This is a genomic window from Roseateles sp., assembly GCF_039595595.1.
In the GTDB taxonomy this organism is placed as follows: domain Bacteria; phylum Pseudomonadota; class Gammaproteobacteria; order Burkholderiales; family Burkholderiaceae_C; genus Roseateles.
In genome coordinates this window covers 401,612-425,381 of record NZ_JBCNLG010000001.1, presented here as the reverse complement: position 1 = coordinate 425,381, position 23,770 = coordinate 401,612, and the positions used below count along the sequence as shown (strand labels likewise).

Here is a 23,770-nt window from a genome sequence, read left to right as displayed (position 1 = left end):
CGGGCCGCGCCGCCGCCCGGCGCCTGCTCACTTGGTGACGGCGCTCGTCGCGGTCGACACGTTGCCGGCCGCATCGCGCGCGACCGCCTGGATGGTATGCGCGCCGTTGGACGCCTTCTTGAGGTTCCACGTGTAGCTCAGGCTTGCCCCGGTGCCCGAGGCCACCACCGCGCCATCGATGTAGATCGTCTGCTGCAGCCCGGCCGTGCCGGCGTTGTCGCTGGCGCTGGTGGTGATCGTCACGTTGTTGCCGGTGACCCGGGTGTTGGTGGCGGGACGCGTGATGGCGATCACCGGCGCCTCGGTATCGGCCAGCACCGCGTTGGACACGTTCAGCGTCACGGACGCGCTGGTTCCGCTGTTGCCGGCGGCGTCGACGGCCGTGGCGGAGATTGTCACCGGCCCGTTGCCCATGCGGGTCGAATCCCAGCTGAAGCCATAGGGCGGCGAGGTATCGGACGCCACCACGTTGCCGTTGACGCGCAGGTCCACGCGGGTCACGCCCACGTTGTCGTTCGCGGACACGTCGAAGGCGACCAGCCCGCTGACGATCGCGCTGGCCAGCGGCGCATTGACCGCCACGGCGGGCGCCTGCGTGTCGGGCGCCGGTGTGGCCAGCACCGCCTGCATGGCCGCGCCCGCGTTCAAGCGGCCCCAACCGTAGTACGGATCGCGCCCCGCGGCGCCGAGGTCGACCGCCGTCGTGAACAACGCGTTCTGGATCGCGCTGATGCTCAGCGACGGCCGCGCCGACATCAGCAGCGCGACGGCGCCCGCGACGACGGGGCTCGCCAGCGAGGTGCCCCACCAGGCCCCATAGCTGCCGCCGCGCTGCGTGGTCCAGATGTTCTGGCCGGGCGCGGACAGCGCGACGAAGCTGCCATAGCTGGACCAGCTGGTCTTGTTGTCTGTCTCGTCGGTGGCGGAGACCGGGATCATGCTGGCCGTCGGGGTGATGCCTTCGTCGATGCCGTTGTTGCCGGCCGCCACGACCACCAGTCCGCCCTTGCTGCGCATGTAGTCGGCGGCGCTGTGCACGGTGCTGCTGCCCGCGACGCCGCTGTAGCTGATGTTGGCCACGCGGGCGCCCTGATCGGCGGCCCAGCTCAGGCCCTGCGCCACGGTGCTCCAGTAGGCATAGGCGTTGGGATCGGCGATGCGCACCGGCATCAGCTGCGCCTGCCCGGCGACGGAGGCGACGCCGACGCCATTGTTCAGCGCGGCCGCCGCGGCGCCCGCCACCGCGGTGCCATGGCCGTTGACGTCGCTGGTATCGGCATTGCCGTCATAGAAGTTCCAACCCGCGACGAGGTGCCCCGCGAGGTCGGGATGCGTGCCGTCGACGCCGGTATCCAGGATCGCGATCTTGATGCCCGCGCCCTGCGCGGTGTCCCAGGCCTGCGGCGCGTTGATGCGCGCGAGGTGCCACTCGCTGCCCATGTAGGGATCGTTGGGCGACATCGCGGGCGAGACACGCATGTCGAGCTCGGCCGACTTGAGCTGCGGATGGCGCGCGAGCAGCATCGCGACGGCGGTCTCGGAGGCATTGGCCGGCAGGTCCACGACGGCCAGTTGCGTGCGCCCGAGCCGGCGCGCCTTCCCGCCATGCGGAGCGAGGATCTTCGCGAGCGCCTTGTCATCCAGGCCTGCGCGGGTCTGAATCAGCAGGCGCTGGCGCGCCCAGCCATTGGCGGTGCCGGCGGCGGGGGGCGGCAGCATGATTTCCGACTGCGGTCCGCCGGGCCGGATGCGCAGGGCCTGCGCGAGCGCATCGAAGGCGTCGGGCTTGCGCCGCGCCAGGCGCGCGAGCATGCGTCCCTCGACGGTCATCGCGACGCAGGTGTCACCTTCGCAGAACACAAGAGCACTGGCCTCCGCGGCCGGTTTCCACGACGACAGGTCGAGGCGGTCACAAAGCTGACCACCGATCAACGCGTGGCGGATGTCGTCCTCATAGCGGTACTGACCGTGCACGCCATCGCGTCCGAGCATCACCAGATCGTCCACGCGCAGTTGCGCGATGCGGCGCGCGAGTGCGTCCCGGACGGCGGGGTTCAGGTCGGTGTAGCGGTCCAGCGCCTGCGTGGGCGCCTGGTCCGAGCGCAACTGCGACGGCAGCGCCGGCGAGCACGGCGGCGCCGAAGCGGGGGAGCCGGGAGAAGCCGTCGCGGCGGCAAGGATGAGCGAGGCAAGCACAGGCATGGCAGTCCCCTCCTCTCCGCCAGGCATGACGGCCATGCGGGCACGCCGCCGCGGAGCTACTCGTCACCCCCTGCTCGCTGCCGGCGCGTCTGCGCGCGTGCGGCCAGACGAAGCGAGCAAGCCTCGGGCCAGATCGGCAAGTGCTGATAGGGATTGAAGTTTTTCGGTGGCCGCCGAAGCGGATGCGCGGAACTGTCAAATCGCCCGACAAGGCGAACGTGGACGCCGCGTGAGCTCAGTGTCCCCGTGCCGCCAGGCGCAGGCGCCGATGCACCGCCCGCGCCTGCGGCACCCAGCCCAGGCGCGCCCAGCGGCGCCACATCAGCAGGCCGCGGATCCACTCGTCGGCGGCATAGGCGATCCACAGGCCGACGAGGCCCAGGCCCAGCACCTCGCCGAGCAGCCAGCTGCCGCCGGCCAGCACCACCAGCATCGAGCCCGCGCCCACCATCACCGGGTACTTGGCATCGCCGGCCGCGCGCAGCGCGTTGATGACGACCAGGTTGAAGGTCCGTCCCGGCTCCAGGATCACCGTGATCCACATCAGCACGGCGGCGCTCGCGAGGATGGTCTGGTCGCGCGTGAACATCGTCAGCAGCCACGGCGCCGCGAGGGCCGCCGCGCCGGCCACCGCCACGCTGATCGCGAGCCCGCGCGCCAGCGCCCGGCGCACCAGCCGGTGGGCCTCGTGGAGTTGACCGGCGCCGATGAGGTGGCCGACGACGATCTCCGCCGCGAAGCCAGTCGCCAGCCCGGGCAGCAGCACGAAGTACATCAGCTGCGAGGTGTAGCTGTGCGCCGCCAGCGCCGACGCGCCCAGGTGCCCCGCCACCGCCACGCTCACCATGTAGGCGAGCCGGTACGCGATGTTCTCCGCCGCGCCGGGCAGCCCGATGTGCAGCACCGCCGCCAGTTCCGAGCGCGGCAGCCGCCACCAGTCCGAGACCCTCGGACGCAGGTCGAGCCGGGCGCGCCACAGCCACAGGTGCAGTCCCAGACCGAAGGCCCGGCTCATCGCCAGCGCCAGCGCGAAGCCCGGCAACCCAAGGCGCGGCATCAGCGTCAGCGACAGCAGCAGCTGCGCCACCTGCATGGCCACCAGCACCATCAGCGTGTCGCGGCTGCGCAGGTGGGCCCGCATCACGCTGGCCATGGAGGCATTCCAGGCGTCGAGCATCAGGGCCGGCGCCAGCGCCATCAGGAAGGGCTGCGACAGGGGCAGCACCTCGGCCGGCGCATTCATCAGCCGCAGCAGCGGACCGGCGAAGAGCAGCGCCATCAGCGCGGTGATGCCGCCCAGCCAACTGCTGGCGCCCAGTGCGGCGCGCGCGGTCGCGTCGGCCACCGCGCGCCGGCCGCCGCCAAGTGCCTGCGTGATCACCACGCTGATGCCCGCGCCGATGATGCGGAACAGGATGAAGAGCGTCGCCGCCAGCTGATTCGCCAGCGCGAACGCGGCGCCGGCCGGATCGGAGATCCGCGCCGCCAGCATCGTCCCGATCACGCCGACGGCGATGCCCAGGCAGAGCTCCAGGAACAGGGGCCAGGCCAGCGAGAACAGGCGTGGGGACGGCGTCGGCAGCGAAGGAGGGGACGACATGGTGCGGCGGCGGGAGGTCGCGGCCCACCGATGACAACGGTGGACATGAGCGCGGGATTCTCTCGTGGCGCTTTCGCGCCGGGGGACGTAACCGCGATGAAACCGGGACCGGCGGGCGAAGACGTCCGCGTCTGTGGTTTCGCCGCCACCGCGGCGCGGCAGCTCAGGCTTCGGGCGCGGCGCTCAGGGGCGCGGGGTTTCGCCGCCGGACGCGGCGACCGGACACATCGGCAGGCCGCCCGCGAGGAAGGCGCCGCGCTCCGAATCGGCGGCGGCGCGCAGCGAGACCAGTTCGGCGCGCTCGCCGTAGAGCTCGTCGAGCTCCTCGAGCAGCAGCGCGCGCACCTGCGCCTGCGCGCAGGGCGGCAGCGCGCGAACCCACTGGCGGTCGCGCCCGTCCAGGCGGTATCCCACCACCCAGATCACGCAGGTATCGATGAAAGCGGACATGCGCGCAGCCTAGTCGAGCCGCCCCCGGCTGGCGATGGGGCCGTCCCGCGTCAGGTGCGCCATATTCATCGAATCGGCCGGCGTTGAAGCCGCAGCGGTCAAGTCCCGTGACGGAAGTCCGGATCGCCGTGACGGATGGACGGCGGTCCATCCGGCGCGGCGAGCGCTCACGGCCGCATGGCCTCACCGCCTCACCGCCTCACCGCCACTCCACGACCGACACGCCCAGCCCCACGCGCGATTCGCGGAAGTTGTAGTCGATCAGGCTTTCGCCATAGCCGCTGAACAGCTGCAGATAGCCATGCAGGCCGCCGCCGATCGGGAAGGCCCACTCCAGCTGCGCCGAGCCGCGCGAGCGATCGCCGAAGCGCAGGCTGTGCCGCGCCGTCAGCGCCAGCACGTGGCGCCCCAGTTTCTGCGTCACCAGCAGCTCGCCGCGGCCGACATAGTCCTGGATATGCGGGTTGTCGTCGTTGCCGGTGTTCAGGATCCGCCACCAGGGGCGCAGGCTGACGGTGGTCTCGCCGCGTTCCAGGCTCAGTTCGCCAATCAGCCGGTTCCAGCTGCGCGACAGCGGCGCGGCCCGGCCATTGGACTGGTGATTGAAGCTCAGGCCCACCAGGCTCGCCTTCCACCCGAAGGGCAGGGTCACGTCGCTGCCGTGCGTCACGATCAGCTCGGGCTCGTAGTTGGTCTCGCGAAACGGCCGCGACACCCGGCCGTTGTAGACCTGCCAGCGCGAGCTTTGCGTGTACGCGCCCCATACCGACAGCGAGCCATGGTCGTCCAGGGACCAGATCTTCGACTTCAGGCTGATCTGGAACTTGGCCTCGTTCTTGTCGAGATCGAGCGCGTCGACCAGCCCGTTGTCGGGCGTCTCCGACGATCGCGCCGGCGAGCGGTTGCTCCGCGAGGTCCATGACACCGGCAGCAGATAGACGGGCTTGTACGGCCGCGGCAGGAAGCGCGGCAGCTGGTCGCGGCAGGACAGCTCCCAGCGCTCCGACATCGTCGAGCCCAGGAAATTGCGCGCGCCGCCGGACGCCTCGGGCAGGCGCGAGCAGGGATCCTGGCCCGGCATGCTGGCCGCCGCCGCCACCGGCAGCGCCGCGGGCACCGGCTGCACCGGCGCCTGCGCGGCGACCGACGGCGGCGCGATGTCCGGCGCGATGTCCGGCGCGCGGCCATGCAGCCGGTCGTAGCAGGCCAGCCGCGCCGTGTTGTCGGCGATCGCGGCGCAGTCCTGCGCGCGTGACTCGGCCTGGGCCGACGCGTCGGCCGGCATCGCCGCGATCAGCGCCGCCAGCAAGGCCGTCAGCAAGGTCATGGTCATCGCGAATCGATGACGCAGTTCCCGGATCCACAACTTCCGCACACACCCTCCTTCGGTCGGACGGCTGTGCAATCAGCGTGCCCGGCTGCCAGCCCCCCGTGTCGGGAAGACTTGCCGCACGCGATCCCTAGAATCGCTCGCCATGCTGCCGCTCTCGCTTCCACGCCTCGCCCCGGCCCTCTCTCTGGCGGGCAAGCCCTGGCCCCGCTGGATGGCGCTCACCGCGCCGTTGCTGCTCGCGGCCTGCGCTCAACTGCCCAAACCCGCGCCGGCGCCGGCGTCGACGCCCGCCGGTCCGTTCAGCCCGGCCGCGCTGCAGGCCTTGAGGCCGGAGCAGTTCCGCTCGACGGTCGGCAGCGCCGCGCAGGCGCAGGAGCGGCTCGACATCGACCGGGCGCGCATCCGCGCCGCCTCGGCGCAGGCGCTGGCCGCTCCGCAGGACGCCGCGGCCCTGCGCGAGCTCGCTCAGGCGCTGCGTCTGGTCGCCCATTACCGGACGGAGATCGACAGCGCCCGACCGGCGCTGCTCGCCGCGCTGCCGGGGCTTGGCGCCCAACCGGTGGACATCCAGCGGCCGCTGCTGACCGCGGCCTACACGCTCTATGCCTTCGACGCCGCGCCGCTGCTGCGCCCGCTGCTGCCGCAGCTCGCCACGCCGCGCGAGTTCGCCATCGCCGCCTATGCGTTGATGCAGTCGCGCCAGCCGGCCGATCTGGCGCTGATCCAGTCGCAGCTCGCGCAGCGCGACCGCGACGAGCCGCGGCTGCAGGCGCTCGCGATGGCGGTGAGCGCGGCGCAGGGCGTGCCGCAGCCGGCGCGGCCGCCGCTGGCGGATCTGCTGGCGATCCGTCCCGGTTATCCGGTGATCTTCAGCTTCCAGCGTCCTGGCCGTCAGCAGATGGGGCTGGCGCTGGTGCGGCAGGCTGATGGCCGTTTCGTGCGTCGCGCCGACGGCGGCCTCTTCAACGTCGAGCAGTTGGCGCTCTCGAGCAGTGGCCTGCCTGGCACGATCACGCTGGGCAACACGCCGCAGGGGCTGTTCACGATCCAGGGGGCGGGCCGGGCCGCGACCAACATCTGGATCGGGCCGACGCCGTATCTGCACACGAAAGTGCCGGGCGAGGCGAGCGTCGCCGAATACGAGCAGCGCGCGGCGGGTGCTGACGAGCCGGCCTGGACGCTGGACCGTTACCGCGCGCTGCTGCCGGTCTCGTGGCGGGATTACGCGCCGCTGCAGGAGGCGTGGCTGGCGGGCCGTGCCGGCCGTGACGAGATGTTGATGCACGGCAGCACGATCGACCCGCGTTACTACGCGGGCAGCCGTTTCTATCCGGGCACGCCGTCGGACGGTTGCCTGGTGGCGATGGAGTACTGGTCGCCGGAGGGCGTGCTGGTGCACAGCGACCAGATTGCACTGCTGCAGGCCTTCACGGCGCAGGGCCGGGACCGTGGCTACATGGTGCTGGTCGAGCTCGACGCCTCTCCCACGCCAGTCGCTTTGGCTGAGGTCATCCAGTCCGTGCTCGAAGCCGAGGCCCGCACGCCTGGCCGCCGGTGAGGCTCGAACAGGGCGTGAGGTTCGCGGACGCGAGGCCTCATGCCCTGGTCGGGCCTGCGCGCTGGAGGTGGCAGTCCTTGCCAGAGCCCATGCGATCACCCCCAGTTATGGCGTTCCCGCGCCGTTTCATTGGCAGTGCTTCGTCGCGGCCACTAGAGTAGGCCGCACCATGCCTGATTCTCCGCAGTCTCTGAACACCGAATCCCCGAGCGAGCATCACCCGGATCTGGATTTGTACGACAGTGTCCGTCTGATGGAGGTTTTCATCGATGACCAGCGGGTCGCGGTGGAGGCGGTTCGCGCGGTGGCGCCGGCGTTGGCGGCCGCGGTGGAGGCGGCCTTGCCGCGTATCGTGGCGGGTGGTCGCCTGCTGTATGCGGGCGCGGGCACTTCCGGCCGGTTGGGTGTACTGGACAGTGTCGAGCTGGTGCCGACCTTCTCGTGGCCGCGCGAGCGTGCCGTGGCGGTGCTGGCGGGTGGCGAGGGCGCGATGTTCGTTGCCGTCGAGGGCGCGGAGGATGACGAGGCGCAGGGCCGCTGCGACATCGAGGCGCTCCGCCCCACGCGCGACGACGTGCTGATCGGCATCGCGGCCTCTGGCCAGACGCCCTATGTGCTGGGCGCGCTGGCGGCGGGCCGGGCGTCGGGTTGCCTGACGATCGCGCTGGCCAACAACCCGGGTGCCGCGGTGCTGGCCGCGAGTGCGCATCCCATCCTGCTGGACACCGGTGCCGAGGTGATTTCCGGAAGCACGCGGCTGAAGGCGGGCACGGCGCAGAAGATCGCGTTGAACAGTTTTTCGAGTGCGCTGATGGTGCGGCTGCACAAGGTCCACGGCAATCTGATGGTCGACATGAAGGCGACCAACGCGAAGCTGGTGCGCCGCGCGGTGGCGCTGACGATGCGGGCCGCCGGCGCCGACGAAGCCGCCGCGCGCGAGGCGCTGGGCCGCAGCGGCTTCAGCGTGAAGATCGCGGTGGTGATGCTGCTGCGCCAGCTCGACGCCGAGGGCGCGCAGGCGTTGCTGGCGCGCCATGCGGGCAGCGTGCGGCGCGCGCTCGCCGATCGCTGATCTGCGCGCGCGCCACCGGCACGCCCGCAAGCGCTGCATTCCCCGATGCGGCCGCCCCCGCGTTTGCACCGACACTGAGGGCCATGCACGCCTCTTCCGTTTCCTCGAACGCCCGCGGGCCGTGGTCCTGGGTGCCCACGCTGTACTTCGCGCAGGGCATGCCGTACGTGGTCGTGATGACGCTCTCGGTCATCATGTACAAGAACCTGGAGATCTCGAACACCGACATCGCGCTCTACACCAGCTGGCTCTACCTGCCCTGGGTCATCAAGCCGCTGTGGTCGCCGCTGGTCGAGATGCTGGGCACCAAGCGGCTGTGGATCGTCACGCTGCAGTTCGCCGTCGGCGCGGCGCTGGCGATGGTGGCGCTGACGCTCCCGATGGCGCGCTTCTTCCAACTCTCGCTGGCGGTGTTCTGGCTGATGGCCTTCGCCTCGGCCTCGCATGACATCGCCACGGACGGGCTCTATCTGCTGGCGCTGGAGAAGCATGAGCAGGCCGCCTTCGTCGGCGTGCGCTCGACGTTCTATCGCGTCGCCAACATCAGCGGCCAGGGCGGCCTGGTGTGGCTCGCCGGCGAGTGGCACGACCGCGGCGGCAGCTGGGCGCTGGCGTGGCAGGGCGTGATGGCCTTGCTGGCGGGGATCTTCCTGGTGCTCGCGGCCTATCACTGGTGGCGGTTGCCGCGTCCCGCGATCGATGCGCCGGTGCCCCGCGGCCAGCGCCATCCGCGCATGTTCCTCGAGATCTTTCTCGAGTTCTTCCGCAAGCCGGGTCTGCCGGTAACGCTCGGCTTCCTGCTGCTGTACCGGTTCCCGGAAGCGCAGTTGCTGAAGCTCGCGACGCCCTTCCTGCTCGACAGCGTCGCCAAAGGCGGCCTGGCGCTGAGCAACAAGGAGGTCGGCCTGGCCTACGGCACGATCGGGCTGCTCGCGCTGACCTGCGGCGGGCTGCTGGGGGGCTGGATCATCTCGCGCGTGGGCCTGAAGCGGGCGCTCTGGCCGCTGGTGCTCGCGATGCATGTGCCCAATGCGGTCTTCCTCGCGATGGCGTGGTCGCATCCGGGCAGCCTGGCGATCGTCAGCGCCGCGCTGGCCGTCGAGCAGTTCGGCTATGGCCTGGGCTTCACCGCCTACCTGATGTACATGGTCCTGGTCGCCGAGGGCCCGCACAAGACCGCCCATTACGCGATCTGCACCGGCTTCATGGCCCTGGGCATGATGCTGCCCGGCATGTGGAGCGGCTGGCTGCAGGACCACCTCGGCTACCTGCATTTCTTCGCGTGGGTGCTGATCGCCACCATCCCGTCGCTGGTCATGACCGCGCTCATCCGCATCCCCGACGGCTTCGGCCGGAAAGCGGCGCCATGAGCGCCCCACGCGCCGGCGGCGAGCGGCTGCTCGCGCTCGATGCCTTCCGCGGTTTCGCGATCGCGTCGATGCTGCTCGTCAACAACCCGGGCGACTGGTCCGCGCTCTATGCGCCGCTCGAGCACGCGCCATGGCACGGCTGGACCTTCACCGACTGGATCTTCCCGTTCTTCGTCTTCATCAGCGGGATCTCGATGAGCTTCAGCCTGGCTCGGCGCGGCCAGGCGGATGATCGCGGCGCGCTGCTGCGTCACCTGTGGCGGCGCGGCGCGACGATCGTGCTGATCGGGCTGCTGCTGAACCTGTTTCCTCATTTCAATCTCGGGACGGTCCGCATTCCCGGCGTGCTGCAGCGCCTCGGGCTGATCACGATCCTGGCCGCGCCGATCGCGCTCTGGTGCGGATGGCGCGGCCAGCTGACGTGGTTCATCGGCTTGCTGCTCGGCTATGGCCTGGTCCAGACGCTGGTCGCCGTCCCCGACGCCCAGGGTGTCTGGCATCGCGGCTCGCTGCAGCCGGGCGAGGACGTGGGCGCCTGGCTGGATCGCGCGCTGCTCTCCGGCCATCTGTGGGCCGGTAGCAAGACCTGGGACCCCGAGGGCCTGCTGAGCACGATCCCGGCGCTGGCCAGCCAGGTCGCGGGGCTGCTCGCGGGGCGGTGGCTCGCACGACCAGGACGCGATCCCGGCGAAAAGGCCACCTGGTTCATGGTGGCGGGCCTTGCCTGCCTGTGGATCGCCCAGGTCCTCGACGCCTGGACGCTGCCGATCAACAAGAATCTCTGGACCCCCGCCTTCGTTTTCCTCACGACCGGCTGGGGCTGCCTGGTGTTCGGCGTGTTCTACTGGCTGCTCGATGCCGCGCCGCTGCCGCGGATGCGCGACGCGATGGCGCGGCGCTTGCATCCGCTGGTGGTATTCGGCATGAACGCGCTGTTCCTGTTCGTGCTGTCGGGCTTGGCCGCCCGCGTGCTCGGACTGGTCCACGTGGCCGAAGGCGTCACGCTCAAGGCTTGGCTCTACGCGCCGCTGCGCGCGCTGCCGGTGGATCCGCGCTTCGCGTCGCTGCTGTTCGCCGCCGGCTTCGTGACGGTGTTCTATGGCATCGCGTGGGGCCTGTGGCGGCGCGGCTGGATCGTGAAGGTGTGAGCGGGCCGCGCGGCCCCGCCAGGTGAGCTTCGATGCGACGACGACAGTGGATGACCGCGGCCCTGGCCGCGCCGGTGATGGGAACCTTCGGCGGCACGCTGGCGGGCTGCTCGACACGGCCCGCTCAGGGCCTGCCCGCGCAGCCCGGCACCGCCGGGGATGATGCGCCGCCGCCGGCGCCGCGCGAGTTCCGCGCCGCCTGGGTCGCCACTGTCGCCAACATCGACTGGCCGAGCCGTCGCGGCCTGAGCGACGCGGCGCAGATCGCCGAGATTCACGCCCTGCTCGACAGCGCGAGCGCGCTGCGCCTCAATGCGATCGTGCTGCAGGTGCGCACCAGCGCCGACGCGCTCTACCGCTCGACGCTGGAGCCGTGGAGCGAGTACCTGTCCGGCGTTCAGGGCCAGGGTCCGGGCTACGACCCGCTGGCGGTCTGGATCGAGCAGGCGCATGCGCGCGGCCTCGAGCTGCATGCCTGGATCAATCCCTATCGCGCGAAACAGAGCGGCAGCCGCTCGGCTGCAGCGCCGTCGCACGTGAGCCGCGCGCGGCCGGAGTGGGTGCGCAAGTACGGCGACCAGCTCTGGATCGATCCCGGCGAGCCCGCCGCCGCCGAGCACACGCTGGCCGTCTGCCGGGATCTGCTGACGCGCTACGAATTCGACGGCCTGCACATCGACGACTACTTTTATCCGTATCCGGTCCAGGACGCGGCCAAGCAGGACCTCGATTTCCCCGACGAACCCAGTTGGCAACGCTACCTGCGTGGCGGCGGCACGCTGGCGCGCGCCGACTGGCGGCGCGACAACGTCGATCAACTGGTGCGGCGGATGTATGAGCTGGTCCGGGAACTGCGGCCCGCCGCGCGGGTCGGCATCAGCCCCTTCGGACTGCCGCGGCCGGATCTGCGGCCGGCGGGGATCACCGGGTTCTCGCAGTACGACAAGCTCTATGCCCATGTCGAGCACTGGCTCGCCGAGGGCTGGCTGGATTACCTCGCACCGCAGCTGTATTGGCCACGCGCGCAGAAGGCGCAGGCCTTCGAGCCACTGATGCGCGCCTGGCAGGGCGTCAATCCGCTGGGCCGCCATGTCTGGCCGGGGCTCTTCACCAGCAAGGCGGGCAACGACGCGGAGGGCTGGCCGCTGGACGAGATTCCCGCGCAGGTCGAGGTGATGCGCAGTGCGCCGGCCACCCTCGGCCATCTGCACTTCAGCATGGTCGCGCTGTTGAAGAACCGCCGCGGCATCGCGGACGCGCTGCGAGCGGGCGTCTACGCCCAGGCGGTGTTGCCGCCGGCGACGCCCTGGCTGACGGCGCCCGCCTGCGGGCCGGTGGCGCTCGCCAGGGAAGCGGATGGCGTGCTGCGCGCCACGGTGAGCGGCGCGCCAGCGGCGCGATTCGCGCTCTGGCGGCGCGCGCCCGGCGGACCCTGGCGCTTCGACGCGCTGCCGCCGGACGGACGCCTGCCCGCGACAGCGGCGGGCGAAACGCTGGTGCTGTCGGCGCTCAATGCCATCGGCGAGGAAGGCCCGCGCGCAACGTTCGTGGCCTGAACCAGCGGCGCATTCTGTCGATTCGGCGCAACGACTGACCCTGGCCGCGCGCGGTGCTCACGCCCAGGGAAAACCCTCGATTCCAGGCAGCTTCGAGTCATTGCCGGAGCACGCTTCCCGTGCCTGCGCCGCTCGCCAGGCGGGTCCGTTTCTGGCGCGTGTTGCGCTCGTGCAGCAACCGTCAACGCCAGTGAACACTTGTCACAGCTCCTCAACATTGGCTCACCAGACTGCGGCGCAGACGCGGTGAACGCTGCGCCGCCTCGGCCCCGGAAAAGGGCCCGAATGGCGCATTGACACCGCGGCGAAAGCGAGAGGTCTCCCGATATTGCCGCATTGATGCGGCATGTTTCGACTGGTAGGCTTTTTGCTTCATAAGCGGAGATGGCGCGCCCAGGAGCGCGCCCGTCGCAACAACAACACGAGGGCGCGCGTCGCCGGCAGACGCATCGGATTGCGGGGAAGCCGGCAGCGGAAAACGTTTGCGGAACGTTTTCAGACGCCTTGGGAACAGGTTTCGGTCTGACGTCGCACAGGAGCACAGGAATGAATCAGAAGGATTGGTTGGGTTTTTCGCGCACGGCGCTTGCCGCCGCGGTCGCCATCGTGGCGGCCGCGCCGGTACTGGCGCAGAACACCACCTCGGCCATCGGTGGCCGGGTGGTGGGCGCTGACGGCAAGCCCGTGGCGGGCGCCACGGTGGTGATCCTGCACAAGGAGTCCGGCTCCTCGAACACGCAGACCACCGACGCCGACGGCCGCTACAACGCGCGCGGCCTGCGCGTGGGCGGCCCGTACGTCGTCACCGTCACCAAGGGCGGCGACCGCGACGTCAGCGAGAACGTCTATCTGGCCCTGGCCGAGACGCTCAACCTGGACGTGCAACTGGGCAAGACGTCGACGCAGCTCGAGACCGTCGTGACCTCGGGCAGCTCCACGGCGGCCAAGTTCAACAACTCGACGATGGGCTCGGGCACGCAGATCAACCGTGCTGAACTGGACGCCTACGCGTCGATCGCGCGCAACCTGCAGGACTACGCCCGCAACGATCCGCGCCTGGCGCAGACCGACAAGGAGCGCGGCGAGATCTCGGCGATGGGCCAGAACTCGCGCTACAACTCGATCACCATCGACGGCGTCGCGATCAACGACAGCTTCGGCCTGGAAGCCAACAACCTGCCGACCGCCAAGCAGCCGATCTCGATCGACGCGATCCAGTCGGTGCAGGTCAACCTGTCCAACTACGACGTGACCCAGAAGGGGTACACCGGCGCCAACATCAACGCCGTCACCAAGTCGGGCACCAACGAGTTCAAGGGCAGCGTCTACTACGTCTATCGCAACGACGACATGGTGGGCAAGCGCTTCGACCGCGGCAACCAGCGCTACACCGACTTCCTGCCCTTCAAGGAAGACACGAAGGGCTTCACCCTGGGCGGCCCGATCCTGAAGGACAAGCTGTTCTTCTTCGTCAACTATGAAGAGCTCAAGAGCAACCGCGCGCAGCCGGAATTCGGCCCGATCGGCAGCTCGCTGACCAACAACGCGATCTCGCAAGGCCAGCTCGACGCGATCACGAAGACCGCCAAGGATGTGTACGGCATCGACACCGGCTCGGTGATGGGCCAGTCGCAGCTGACGGTCAAGGACTACCTGGCCAAGATCGACTGGAACATCAGCGACAAGCACCGCGCCAGCCTGCGCGTGGCCCGCACCGAGCAGTCCGACACCAACAACGGCAGCTTCAGCGGCTACAGCGCCACCGGCCTGCAGATGACCTCGCAGTGGTGGCAGCAGAAGAAGAAGATCGACACGGTCGTCGGCCAGTGGTTCGCCGACTGGACGCCGGACTTCTCGACCGAGCTGAAGATCTCGAACCGCGACTACAACAGCGTTCCGCAGAACAACAGCAACCTGCCTGCGGTGGGCATCCGGTTCAATGGTGCGCTGCCTGACGGCGCGCCGGCGGGTTCGAGCACTGGCAACCGCTTCGTCAACTTCGGCACCGAGCAGAGCCGCCAGTACAACGTGCTGGACACCAAGACCATCGACGCCTACCTGGGCGCGACCTGGGTCAAGGGCGACCACGAAGTCAAGTTCGGCGGCGACCTGCAGCGCAACAAGATCTTCAACGCGTTCTTCCAGAACGTGAATGGCAACTACACCTTCGGTTGCGAGAACACGGTGCCGGCCGACCCGAAGACCAACCGGCCCGAAAGCTGGGGCTACAGCTTCGGCAGCATCAACTGCAACAGCGCCTCCGCGGCGCAGGTGCAGGCGGCGGTGCTGGAGAACTTCCGCCGCGGACGCCCGTCGTCGTACCAGGTGCAGGTGCCGGTGGCCGGTGGCACGCTGGACAACGGTATCGCGCAGTGGACGCTGACGCAGGCCGGGCTGTTCCTGCAGGACACCTGGAATGTGTCCAAGGACCTGAACATCACCGCGGGCTTCCGTGTCGACCAGTTGAGCACCGGCGACAAGCCGACCTACAACGCCGCGGCCGCCGCCCCGGTCGTGGCGGGCGCCGTGACCGGCGCCAGCACCGTCGCCCGCGCCACGGGCGGCTTCGGTCTGGACAATTCAACGACCGTCGACGGCGAGAACCTGTTTCAGCCGCGCTTCGGCTTCAACTACGCGCTGGACAACCGAAGCGGCCACAAGAAGCAGATCCGCGGCGGTGCGGGCCTGTTCCAGGGCGCCGCGGCCTCGGTCTGGCTGACCAACCCGTACTCCAACACCGGCATGGCCACGCGGATCGTCGGTTGCGGCGCCGCGGGCCTGAACTCCTGCGACGGCAATGCCTCGGGCGTGTTCAGCGCGGATCCGAACGGCCAGCCGATCCTGCCAGGCGCGACGCCGGCCGCCAACGTCGACTTCATCCAGAAGGGCCTGGGCCAGCCGTCGGTGTGGAAGATGAACCTGGCGTATGACGCCGAGCTGCCGTTCTTCGGCATGAACTTCGGTGTCGAGTGGGTCTATACGAAGGTCAACACCGGCATCTACTACCAGCACCTGAACCTGGGCGATCCGACCAAGACCGGTCCCGATGGCCGCTCGCTGTACTACACGCCGCAGAGCTACGACCCGAACTGCTGGACCAACACCAACGGCAGCCTGAGCACTTCCGGTGCCTGCTCCGGCGGCCGTTCGCGCGCGCTGTCCAACGCCAGCTTCAACAACGTGACGCTGGCCACGAAGACGAAGAAGGGCGACGGCAACGCCATCACCCTGTCGTTCCAGCGTCCGGCGCGTGACGGCTTCGGCTTCGGCGTCGCCTACACGTACACGGAAGCGTCGGAAGTGAGCCCGCTGACCTCGTCGGTGGCCAACTCCAACTTCAACTCGCGCGCCGTCTTCAACCCGAACGAGAACGTGGCCGCCAACTCGGCGTACATGATCCGCGACCGCGTCACGGCCAACGTGACCTGGCAGAAGGCGTTCATCAGCAACCTGAAGACGACCGTGGGCCTGTTCTGGGAAGGCCGCAAGGGCAAGCCCTACAGCTGGACCTACCTGAACGACATGAACGGCGACGGCGTGGCCGGCAACGACCTGCTGTACATCCCCGCCTCGCGTGGCGCGGCGGGCGTCAAGTTCGTCACTCCGGCGGACGAGGCGGCGTTCTGGAACATCGTCGACAACACCCCGGGCCTGTCGAAGTACAAGGGCTCCGTGGTGCCGCGCAACAGCTCGTTCTCGCAGTTCGTGAACAGCTTCGACCTGCGCGTCAGCCAGGAAGTCCCGGGCTTCTTCCCGCAGCACAAGGGCAAGGTCACGTTCGACATCCTGAACATCGGCAACCTGCTCAACAAGAAGTGGGGCCGCATCGACGAGGTGACATTCCAATCGGCCGGCGGCAACCGCCGCAGCTTCGTGAACTTCGCCGGCATCGACAAGGACGGCAACTACATGTACCGCACCAACGCCAATGCGATCAACGACAACCTGGCCATCCGCCAGGTCAAGGGTGAATCGCAGTGGGCCATCCAGGTGACGGCCGCCTACGAGTTCTGACCCTGACGGGATCGGCCGGCCCTCGCGGCCGGTCCTTCCAGCGACTGTCACGGGCTCCTTCGGGAGCCCGTTTTTCATGGGCGCTTCGCAGGCCATGACCCAGACTCATACCCGCCCCGCGCATTGACAATGGCGGGCGCGCGACGCGGCCCGTAAGCTCCGCGCGCCAGGCCGCCCCAGACATGAGTCCCTTTCCCTCCCCCCTCGCCGATGCCCGAGCGCCCCACCGGGCCGGGACCGCGCGCGCCGGCACGGGGTTGGGGCTCGGGCTGGACGCCGGCGGCACCCAGACGCGCTGGGCGCTGGCCCGTCCGGACGGCACCCAGGTCGCGCGCGGCGAGGTCGGCGGCTTCAGCGCGCTGCTGCTGGACAGCGGCGCCGGCCGCGTGCTGCTGGCCCAGACGCTGCAATCGCTGGCCGACGCCGTGCTCGCGCATGCGGCGCCTGGCGCGCTGCGCGGCCTGCAGGCCGGCATCACCGGTCTGGGCGAGCCCGACGGCCCCGCTGGCCGCCAGCTGCGCGCGCTGCTCGCGCAGCAGCTGGGCCTGTCGCCGGCGCAGATCCATTGCGACAGCGACATCGCCCAGGCCTGGCACGCGCTCTACCGCCCGGGCGAGGGCTACCTCGTCTACGCCGGCACCGGCGCCATCGCCGCCTTCATCGACGAGGACGGCACCCTGCATCGCGCCGGCGGCCGCGGTCCGCTGCTGGGCGACGAAGGCAGCGGGCAATGGATCGCGCGCGAAGCGCTCGCGCTGGTCTGGCGGCGCGAGGACGAACACCCCGGCGCCTGGTCCGCCTCGGCCCTGGCCCGCCATCTCTTCGACGAACTCGGCGGCAGTGACTGGCCGGTCACGCGCGCCTTCATGTACGGCGGCGACAACACGTCCCGGCGCGGCGCGATCGGCCGCCTGGCGCTGGCCGTCGCACGCGCGGCGCGCGAAGACGATGCCGACGCACTGACACTGCTGCGCCGGGCGGGCCACGAACTGGCCCGTCTGCCGCTGGCGCTCGCGCGCCGGCTGGGGGTGCGTCCGGTCACGGCCTCGGGCCGTGTGCTGCAATTGCACCCCGCGATCGAATCCGGCCTGCGGGCCGCGCTGCCGCAAGACCTGCCCCTGGCCGTCCATCAACCCGACACCGCCCTGGCCGCCGCCCGGCGCGCCGCCCTCGCCTCATGAAGACCAAGCTCCTGACCCTCGCCGCCGCCTCGCTGCTGGCCGCCTGCGCCTCTCCCACGCTGCAGATCGACCGTTCGCATGTCTCGCAGAACCAGGACAGCCGCGCGCAGTACCTGATCCTGCACTACACGGTGCTCGACTTCGACAAGTCGATGAAGGTGCTGACCACCGGCGGCAAGGTGTCGGCCCACTACCTGGTGCAGGACAACCCGTCCAAGGTCTACCAGCTCGTCGACGAGAACCGCCGCGCCTGGCACGCCGGCGTCAGCTACTGGGCCGGCGCGACCAACCTGAACTCGGCCTCGATCGGCATCGAGATCGTGAACCCGGGCTTCACCGAAACACCGATGGGCCGCGTCTACGCGCCCTATCCGAAGGCGCAGATGGACGACGTGATCCGGCTGAGCCAGGAGATCGTCGCGCGCCACGGCATTCGCTCCGACCGCATCCTGGGCCACAACGACATCGCCCCGGGCCGCAAGCAGGATCCGGGTCCGGAGTTCCCGTGGAAGCGCTTCGCCGACGCCGGCCTGATCCCCTGGCCGGACCAGACGCAGGTGGAGATCAAGACGGCGATCTACCAGGTCGGCCCAGTGCCCGAGGTCGACTGGTTCCAGGACCGGCTGAGCAAGGTCGGCTACCAGACCCCCCGCACCGGCGTGTTCGACGTCGCCACCCGCGAAGTCATCAGCACCTTCCAGATGAAGTACCGCCCGGCCAACTTCTCCGGCGACATGGATGCCGAGACCGCCGCGCTGCTGGACGTCGTGACCTCGCCCGGCGGCATGAAGACCAAGACCCCGCTGCCGGCCGACGATCAGCCGCGCTCGGAGTTCTGAGCCCTTTCGCCCCGCGACCGCCTTGCTGAACTTCCTGCTCCGCCGCCTGGCCGCGCTGCTGCCGACGCTGATCGGCGTGACGCTGGTCGCCTTCGGCCTGATCCGGCTGGTGCCGGGCGACCCGATCGCGATCATGATGGGCGAGCGCGCCCTCGATGACGCGACCCATGCGCGGCTGATGCACGAGCTGGGGCTGGACCAGCCGCTGTGGCGGCAGTACGCGAACTACGTCGGCGGTCTGCTGCACGGCGACCTGGGCCGCTCGCTGGTCTCGCACGAGCCGGTCTCGCAGGAGTTCCTCGCGCTCTTCCCCGCGACGGCGGAGCTGGCGCTGTTCGCGCTGCTGCTGGCGATCGTGCTCGGCATGGCGCTGGGCACCGGCGCGGCGCTGCGCCGCGGCTCGCTGCTGGACCAGGGCGTGATGGGCGTGGCCACGGTGGGTTACTCGATGCCGGTGTTCTGGTGGGGGCTGATCCTCATCATGTTCTTCTCGGTCGGACTGGGCTGGACGCCCGTGTCGGGCCGCATCGCGGTCGAGTACGACGTGCAGCGCGTCACCGGCTTCATGCTGGTCGACGCGGCGCTGCATGACGAGGCGGGCGCCTGGCGCTCGGCGCTGCGCCACCTGCTGCTGCCGGCGCTGGTGCTGGGCACCAGCACGACGGCGGTGATCGCGCGCATGACGCGCTCCAGCCTGCTCGAGGTGCTGCGCGAGGACTACATGCGCAGCGCCCGCGCGCGCGGGCTGTCGCCGGCGCGCGTGGTGCTGGTGCACGGCCTGCGCAACGCGCTGATCCCGGTGATCACGGTGATCGGGTTGAAGGTCGGCAGCCTGCTCGCGGGCGCCGTGCTGACCGAGACCATCTTCAGCTGGCCCGGCATCGGCAAATGGCTGATCGACGCGATCGCGCGCCGCGACTATCCGGTGGTGCAGGCGGGGATCCTGATCTCGGCCTGCACCTTCATCGCGGTCAACCTGCTGGTGGACCTGCTGTACGGCGTGGTCAACCCGCGCATCCGCAAGCAGGGATGAGCACGACATGAGCGCCCTGCCCCTCTCCTCCACGCCGCCGGGACCGCTGGCCGAGTTCTGGCGCGGTTTCTCGGCCAATCGCGGCGCGCTCGCCGCGCTGATCGTCTTCGCGCTGCTGGCGCTGGCGGCGCTGCTGGCGCCGTGGATCGCGCCGCACGACCCGGTGCAGCAGTTTCGCCAGCACATGCTGACGCCGCCGCTGTGGATGGACGGCGGCCTGCCGCGCTTTCTGCTCGGCACGGACGAACTCGGCCGCGACCTGCTTTCACGGCTGCTGCATGGCGCGCGCGTCTCGCTGGGCATCGGGCTGGCGTCGGTGCTGCTCTCGCTGATTCCCGGCGTGCTGCTGGGCCTGCTGGCCGCCTTCCATCAGCGCCTGCTGGCGCCGGTCGTGATGCGGGTGATGGACGTGATGCTGGCGCTGCCCGGGCTGCTGCTGGCGATCTGCGTGATCACGGTGCTCGGCCCCGGACTGATGAACACGGTGATCGCGATCGCCGTCGGCAGTCTGCCGGAGTACGTCCGGCTCACGCGCGCCGCCGCGCTGGCGGAGCTCGGCAAGGACTACGTCACCGCGAGCCGCGTGGCCGGCGCGTCGACCTGGCGGCTGATGTTCTCGGCGGTGCTGCCGAACTGCGTGGCGCCGCTGATCGTCAATGCGTCGCTGAGCTTCTCGGCGGCGATCCTGGAAGCGGCCGGTCTGGGCTTCCTCGGCCTGGGGGTGCAGGCGCCGATGGCGGAGTGGGGCACGATGCTGTCCTCGGCGCGCGACTACATCGTCCGCGCGCCGTGGGTGGTGACGCTGCCCGGCTTGGCGATCCTGCTCTCGGTGCTGAGCGTCAACCTGATGGGCGACGGCCTGCGCGACGCGCTCGACCCGCGCCTGAAGAGGGTCTCGTGATGCTGGAGATCCGCGACCTGCGCGTGCGCTTCGGCGCGTTCCCGGCGGTGGACGGCGTGGACCTGGACGTCGCGCCCGGCGAGGTGCTGGGCATCGTCGGCGAGTCGGGGTCCGGCAAGTCGGTCAGCATGATGGCGCTGATGGGGCTCATCGACCCGCCGGGCCAGGTGAGCGCCGCGGCGCTGCGCTTCGACGGCCAGGACCTGCTGACGCTGCCGCCCGCGCGGCGGCGGCGGCTGATCGGCAAGGACATCGCGATGGTGTTCCAGGACGCGCTGGCGAGCCTCAATCCCAGCTACACCGTGGGCCACCAGATCGAGGAGGTGCTGCGCACGCACCTGGGCCTGCGGGGCGCGGCGGCGCGGCAGCGGGCGCTGGAATTGCTGCAGCAGGTCGAGATCCCGGATGCGGCGAGCCGGCTGAAGGCTTATCCGCACGAGCTGTCGGGCGGGATGAACCAGCGGGTGATGATCGCGCTGGCGATCGCCTGCGCGCCGAAGCTGCTGATCGCGGACGAGCCGACGACGGCGCTCGACGTGACCATCCAGGCCCAGATCATGGATCTGCTGCTGCGTCTGCAGCGTGAGCAGGGCATGGCGCTGGTGATGATCACGCACGACCTGGCGGTGGTGGCGGAAATGGCGCAGCGCGTGGCGGTCATGTACGCGGGGCAGGTGGTGGAGACCGGCGCGCTGCCCGATGTCTTCGAGCATCCCTCGCATCCGTACACGGCCGCGCTGATGGCCGCGATCCCCGAGCACAACCGCGGCGCGCGCCGTCTGCAGGCGCTGCCGGGGATCGTGCCGGGCGCGCTGGACCGGCCGGCGGGGTGCCTGTTCTCGCCGCGCTGTCCGCGGGCGCAGGAGCGCTGCCGCGCGCAGCGGCCGGAGGCGGTCGAGGGCGTGCGCTGCTTCTTTCCGCTGATCGAGGAGACCGTGGCATGAGCGCTCCGCTGCTGCAGGCGCGCGATCTGGCGCGCCACTACCACGCCAGCCGCGGATGGTTCGCGCCGAAGGCGACGGTGCGCGCGCTGGATGGGGTGAGCTTTTCGCTGGCGCCGGGCCTGACACTCGCGGTGGTGGGCGAGTCAGGCTGCGGCAAGTCGACGCTGGCGCGGGCGCTGACGCTGATCGAGACGCCGACCTCGGGCGAGCTGCTGATCCACGGCCGCGATGCCGCCGACGCGCTCGCGCGCAAGGCGCTGCGGCGCGAGGTGCAGATGGTGTTCCAGAACCCGTACGCGGCGCTCAATCCGCGCAAGACGATCGCGTCGACGCTGGCGGAGCCCCTGGTGATCAACACGGCGCTGAGCCGCGCGGAACGGCGCGAGCGCATCGAGGCGCTGGCGGCGAAGGTTGGGCTGCGCCCCGAGCATCTGCAGCGCTATCCGCACATGTTCTCGGGTGGACAGCGCCAGCGCATCGCGATCGCGCGGGCGATGGTGATGCAGCCGGGCATCGTGGTCGCGGACGAGCCGACCTCGGCGCTGGATCTGTCGATTCAGGCGCAGATCCTGAATCTCTTCATGGATCTACAGGAGGAGTTCGGGACGGGCTACGTGTTCATCTCGCACAACCTGGCGGTGGTGGAGCACGTGGCGGACGAGGTGATGGTGATGTACCTGGGCCGCGTGGTGGAGCACGGCGACAAGCGCCGGATCTTCGCGCGGCCGCTGCATCCGTACACGCAGGCGCTGATCAGCGCGACGCCGGCGCTGCGCCCGGCCGACCGGCGCGAGCGCATCCGCATCCACGGCGAGCTGCCCAGCCCGCTCAAGCCGCCGACGGGGTGCGCCTTCCATCAGCGCTGCCCGATGGCGATCCCGCGCTGCGCGGAGCAGCGCCCGGAGCTGCGCGAGATCGACGGGCGGCTGGTCGCGTGTGATGTGATCTGAGGTTCCGATGCGCCCTCCCCTCCCCCTCTCACTGGCTGCGCTGCTCCTTGCGGCGCTGCCCGCCGCGCACGCGGCCGGACCGGCGGCGCCCAAGCCGCTCATCTATTGCACCGACGCCAGCCCCGAGGGCTTCGATCCCGGGCTGTGGGACTCCGCCAGCACCAACAACGTCAACAACCAGATGTTCCAGGGTCTGGTCCGCTTCGAGCGCGGCGGCACCGCGTTGCAGCCCGCCCTCGCGACATCCTGGACCATCTCCCCCGACGCCCGCGTCTTCACCTTCACGCTGCGCGAGAACGTCCGCTTCCACACCCGCCCCTGGTTCACGCCGACGCGCCCCTTCAACGCCGATGATGTGCTGTTCACCTTCGGCCGCTTCCTCGATCGCGCGCATCCGTTCAACCAGGCCTTTCCGGCCAACTTCGTCTATCCGCAGAATCTGGGCCTGGCCAAGGCGATCGCGAAGATGGAGAAGCTCGACGACCGCACAGTCCGCTTCACGCTGAGCCAGCCCAACGTCACCTTCGTCACCTGGTTCGCAATGGCCTTCGCCGGCATCCAGTCGGCCGAGTACGGCGCCCGGCTGCTGCGCGAGGGCAAGGCCGCGCAGATCAACCGGCTGCCGATCGGCACCGGCCCCTATCGCTTCCGCAGCTATGCCAAGGACGACGTCGTGCGCATGGAGGCCAACCCCGACTACTGGGGCGAGCCGCAGAAGACGCGCAAGCTGATCTTCACCATCAGCCGCGAGGCGCCGGTGCGCGTGCAGAAGCTGCTCGCCGGCGAATGCCAGATCACCTCGCCGCTGCGCGACATCGACGTCGCCGCGATCGACCGCCATCCCGACCGCATCCGGCTCGAGAAGATCCAGGCGCTCAACATCTCCTACCTGTCCTTCAACCTGCGCAAGCCGCCGACGGACAACCGCCTCGTGCGCGAGGCGCTGGACATCTCGATCGACCGCGACGCGATCTTCCGCGCGCTGTTCCCGCGCGGCGACGCAATGCAGGCCGTCAACCCGTTCCCGCCCGCGATTCCCGGCTACAACCGCGCGCTGAAGAACGAGTACAACCCCGAGCGCGCCAAGGCGCTCCTCCAGCAGGCGGGCTTCCCGAACGGCCTGGACATCGACCTGTGGGCGCTGCCCGTCACGCGCCCGACCAATCCCAACGGCCAGTTGATGGCGCAGCTGATCCAGCAGGACTGGGCCCGCATCGGCGTGCGCGCGCAGATCCGCACCTACGAATGGGGCGAGTACCTCAAGCGCGCCAACGCCGGCGAGCACTCGGTCTACATGAGCGGCTGGTCCGGCGAGAGCGGCGATGCCGACGACTTCCTGACGCCCAACCTCAGCTGCGCGACCAACAAGTCCGGCGTCAAGTTCTGCAACCCGGAGTTCGAGCGCCTGATCGACGCGGCCCGCGCCACGCCCGACCAGGCGCGGCGGATCGCGCTCTACGAGAAGGCCCAGGAGATCTTCAAGCGCGAGCGCCCGTGGATCACGATGGCACACTCGACGGTCTACATCCCCACCAGCAAGGACCTGCGCGGCTTCAAGATGCAGCCGAACGGAGGGGTTGTCTTCGAGAACGTCTACCGTGAATAAGCCTGCTCCTCTT

Annotated in this window: 17 protein-coding genes; 13 read left to right on the top strand and 4 right to left on the bottom strand. The window is 69.9% G+C overall.

The annotated features are described in order from the left end of the window. Nucleotides 1–27 precede the first annotated feature (27 nt). The 4 genes from ABDW61_RS01920 to ABDW61_RS01905 form a co-directional block, all read right to left on the bottom strand. The gene (locus tag ABDW61_RS01920; protein ID WP_343635650.1) at nucleotides 28–2,202 is read right to left on the bottom strand and encodes a S8 family serine peptidase; all 2,175 of its coding nucleotides are present in this window, start codon (nucleotides 2,200–2,202) and stop codon (nucleotides 28–30) included. Nucleotides 2,203–2,437: 235 nt separating this feature from the next. After that, nucleotides 2,438–3,802: an MATE family efflux transporter gene (locus ABDW61_RS01915; RefSeq protein WP_343635648.1), complete on the bottom strand. Its 1,365-nt coding sequence runs from the start codon at nucleotides 3,800–3,802 to the stop codon at nucleotides 2,438–2,440. 183 nt (nucleotides 3,803–3,985) lie between these two features. Continuing rightward, nucleotides 3,986–4,252 carry a hypothetical protein gene (locus ABDW61_RS01910; protein WP_343635646.1) on the bottom strand — a complete coding sequence of 89 codons (267 nt, stop codon included), beginning with the start codon at nucleotides 4,250–4,252 and terminating at the stop codon, nucleotides 3,986–3,988. A 199-nt stretch (nucleotides 4,253–4,451) separates the two neighbouring features. Next, on the bottom strand, nucleotides 4,452–5,585 hold the full coding sequence (locus ABDW61_RS01905; RefSeq protein ID WP_343635644.1) for a phospholipase A: 1,134 nt from the start codon (nucleotides 5,583–5,585) through the stop codon (nucleotides 4,452–4,454). A 142-nt stretch (nucleotides 5,586–5,727) separates the two neighbouring features. On the opposite strand from ABDW61_RS01905, the gene ABDW61_RS01900 reads away from it, so the two are divergent. The 13 genes from ABDW61_RS01900 to ABDW61_RS01840 all read left to right on the top strand — a co-directional run bounded on the left by ABDW61_RS01900 (nucleotide 5,728) and on the right by ABDW61_RS01840 (nucleotide 23,757). Continuing rightward, entirely contained in the window at nucleotides 5,728–7,143 is a 1,416-nt protein-coding gene (locus tag ABDW61_RS01900) for a hypothetical protein (protein ID WP_343635643.1), read from the top strand. 169 nt (nucleotides 7,144–7,312) lie between these two features. Continuing rightward, the gene (locus tag ABDW61_RS01895) at nucleotides 7,313–8,215 is read left to right on the top strand and encodes an N-acetylmuramic acid 6-phosphate etherase (protein ID WP_343635641.1); all 903 of its coding nucleotides are present in this window, start codon (nucleotides 7,313–7,315) and stop codon (nucleotides 8,213–8,215) included. Nucleotides 8,216–8,298: 83 nt separating this feature from the next. Then, nucleotides 8,299–9,585 (top strand): MFS transporter, encoded by a 1,287-nt coding sequence (locus ABDW61_RS01890; protein ID WP_343635639.1) that lies wholly within the window; start codon nucleotides 8,299–8,301, stop codon nucleotides 9,583–9,585. After that, on the top strand, nucleotides 9,582–10,733 hold the full coding sequence (locus ABDW61_RS01885; RefSeq protein WP_343635637.1) for a heparan-alpha-glucosaminide N-acetyltransferase domain-containing protein: 1,152 nt from the start codon (nucleotides 9,582–9,584) through the stop codon (nucleotides 10,731–10,733). Before ABDW61_RS01890 ends, ABDW61_RS01885 begins: the two co-directional genes overlap by 4 nt. Before the next feature lie 32 nt (nucleotides 10,734–10,765). After that, the gene (locus ABDW61_RS01880) at nucleotides 10,766–12,289 is read left to right on the top strand and encodes a family 10 glycosylhydrolase (RefSeq protein ID WP_343635635.1); all 1,524 of its coding nucleotides are present in this window, start codon (nucleotides 10,766–10,768) and stop codon (nucleotides 12,287–12,289) included. Between the two features lie 546 nt (nucleotides 12,290–12,835). Beyond that, nucleotides 12,836–16,303 carry a TonB-dependent receptor gene (locus tag ABDW61_RS01875; protein WP_343635633.1) on the top strand — a complete coding sequence of 1,156 codons (3,468 nt, stop codon included), beginning with the start codon at nucleotides 12,836–12,838 and terminating at the stop codon, nucleotides 16,301–16,303. 182 nt (nucleotides 16,304–16,485) lie between these two features. Further along, nucleotides 16,486–17,484 carry a BadF/BadG/BcrA/BcrD ATPase family protein gene (locus ABDW61_RS01870; protein WP_343635631.1) on the top strand — a complete coding sequence of 333 codons (999 nt, stop codon included), beginning with the start codon at nucleotides 16,486–16,488 and terminating at the stop codon, nucleotides 17,482–17,484. Next, nucleotides 17,481–18,323, top strand: coding sequence for an N-acetylmuramoyl-L-alanine amidase (locus ABDW61_RS01865; protein ID WP_343635629.1), 843 nt, complete (start codon nucleotides 17,481–17,483; stop codon nucleotides 18,321–18,323). Before ABDW61_RS01870 ends, ABDW61_RS01865 begins: the two co-directional genes overlap by 4 nt. A 22-nt stretch (nucleotides 18,324–18,345) precedes the next feature. Next, nucleotides 18,346–19,356, top strand: a complete 1,011-nt coding sequence (locus tag ABDW61_RS01860; RefSeq protein ID WP_343635627.1) for an ABC transporter permease subunit — start codon at nucleotides 18,346–18,348, stop codon at nucleotides 19,354–19,356. 7 nt (nucleotides 19,357–19,363) lie between these two features. After that, the gene (locus ABDW61_RS01855; RefSeq protein WP_343635625.1) at nucleotides 19,364–20,257 is read left to right on the top strand and encodes an ABC transporter permease subunit; all 894 of its coding nucleotides are present in this window, start codon (nucleotides 19,364–19,366) and stop codon (nucleotides 20,255–20,257) included. Then, complete coding sequence (locus ABDW61_RS01850) at nucleotides 20,257–21,201, top strand: ABC transporter ATP-binding protein (protein WP_343635623.1); 945 nt, start codon at nucleotides 20,257–20,259, stop codon at nucleotides 21,199–21,201. Before ABDW61_RS01855 ends, ABDW61_RS01850 begins: the two co-directional genes overlap by 1 nt. After that, entirely contained in the window at nucleotides 21,198–22,151 is a 954-nt protein-coding gene (locus ABDW61_RS01845) for a peptide ABC transporter ATP-binding protein (RefSeq protein WP_343635621.1), read from the top strand. The genes ABDW61_RS01850 and ABDW61_RS01845 overlap by 4 nt, the downstream gene beginning before the upstream one ends. A 7-nt stretch (nucleotides 22,152–22,158) precedes the next feature. Beyond that, nucleotides 22,159–23,757, top strand: a complete 1,599-nt coding sequence (locus tag ABDW61_RS01840) for an ABC transporter substrate-binding protein (protein WP_343635619.1) — start codon at nucleotides 22,159–22,161, stop codon at nucleotides 23,755–23,757. Nucleotides 23,758–23,770: the final 13 nt, after the last annotated feature.

What these genes read in the sequence shown, in the direction of transcription:
- ABDW61_RS01920 (WP_343635650.1), bottom strand. Translation starts at nt 2,202, where the DNA reads ATGCCTGTGCTTGCCTCGCTCATCCTTGCCGCCGCGACGGCTTCTCCC.
- ABDW61_RS01915 (WP_343635648.1), bottom strand. Translation starts at nt 3,802, where the DNA reads ATGTCGTCCCCTCCTTCGCTGCCGACGCCGTCCCCACGCCTGTTCTCG.
- ABDW61_RS01910 (WP_343635646.1), bottom strand. Translation starts at nt 4,252, where the DNA reads ATGTCCGCTTTCATCGATACCTGCGTGATCTGGGTGGTGGGATACCGC.
- ABDW61_RS01905 (WP_343635644.1), bottom strand. Translation starts at nt 5,585, where the DNA reads ATGACCATGACCTTGCTGACGGCCTTGCTGGCGGCGCTGATCGCGGCG.
- ABDW61_RS01900 (WP_343635643.1), top strand. Translation starts at nt 5,728, where the DNA reads ATGCTGCCGCTCTCGCTTCCACGCCTCGCCCCGGCCCTCTCTCTGGCG.
- ABDW61_RS01895 (WP_343635641.1), top strand. Translation starts at nt 7,313, where the DNA reads ATGCCTGATTCTCCGCAGTCTCTGAACACCGAATCCCCGAGCGAGCAT.
- ABDW61_RS01890 (WP_343635639.1), top strand. Translation starts at nt 8,299, where the DNA reads ATGCACGCCTCTTCCGTTTCCTCGAACGCCCGCGGGCCGTGGTCCTGG.
- ABDW61_RS01885 (WP_343635637.1), top strand. Translation starts at nt 9,582, where the DNA reads ATGAGCGCCCCACGCGCCGGCGGCGAGCGGCTGCTCGCGCTCGATGCC.
- ABDW61_RS01880 (WP_343635635.1), top strand. Translation starts at nt 10,766, where the DNA reads ATGCGACGACGACAGTGGATGACCGCGGCCCTGGCCGCGCCGGTGATG.
- ABDW61_RS01875 (WP_343635633.1), top strand. Translation starts at nt 12,836, where the DNA reads ATGAATCAGAAGGATTGGTTGGGTTTTTCGCGCACGGCGCTTGCCGCC.
- ABDW61_RS01870 (WP_343635631.1), top strand. Translation starts at nt 16,486, where the DNA reads ATGAGTCCCTTTCCCTCCCCCCTCGCCGATGCCCGAGCGCCCCACCGG.
- ABDW61_RS01865 (WP_343635629.1), top strand. Translation starts at nt 17,481, where the DNA reads ATGAAGACCAAGCTCCTGACCCTCGCCGCCGCCTCGCTGCTGGCCGCC.
- ABDW61_RS01855 (WP_343635625.1), top strand. Translation starts at nt 19,364, where the DNA reads ATGAGCGCCCTGCCCCTCTCCTCCACGCCGCCGGGACCGCTGGCCGAG.
- ABDW61_RS01850 (WP_343635623.1), top strand. Translation starts at nt 20,257, where the DNA reads ATGCTGGAGATCCGCGACCTGCGCGTGCGCTTCGGCGCGTTCCCGGCG.
- ABDW61_RS01845 (WP_343635621.1), top strand. Translation starts at nt 21,198, where the DNA reads ATGAGCGCTCCGCTGCTGCAGGCGCGCGATCTGGCGCGCCACTACCAC.
- ABDW61_RS01840 (WP_343635619.1), top strand. Translation starts at nt 22,159, where the DNA reads ATGCGCCCTCCCCTCCCCCTCTCACTGGCTGCGCTGCTCCTTGCGGCG.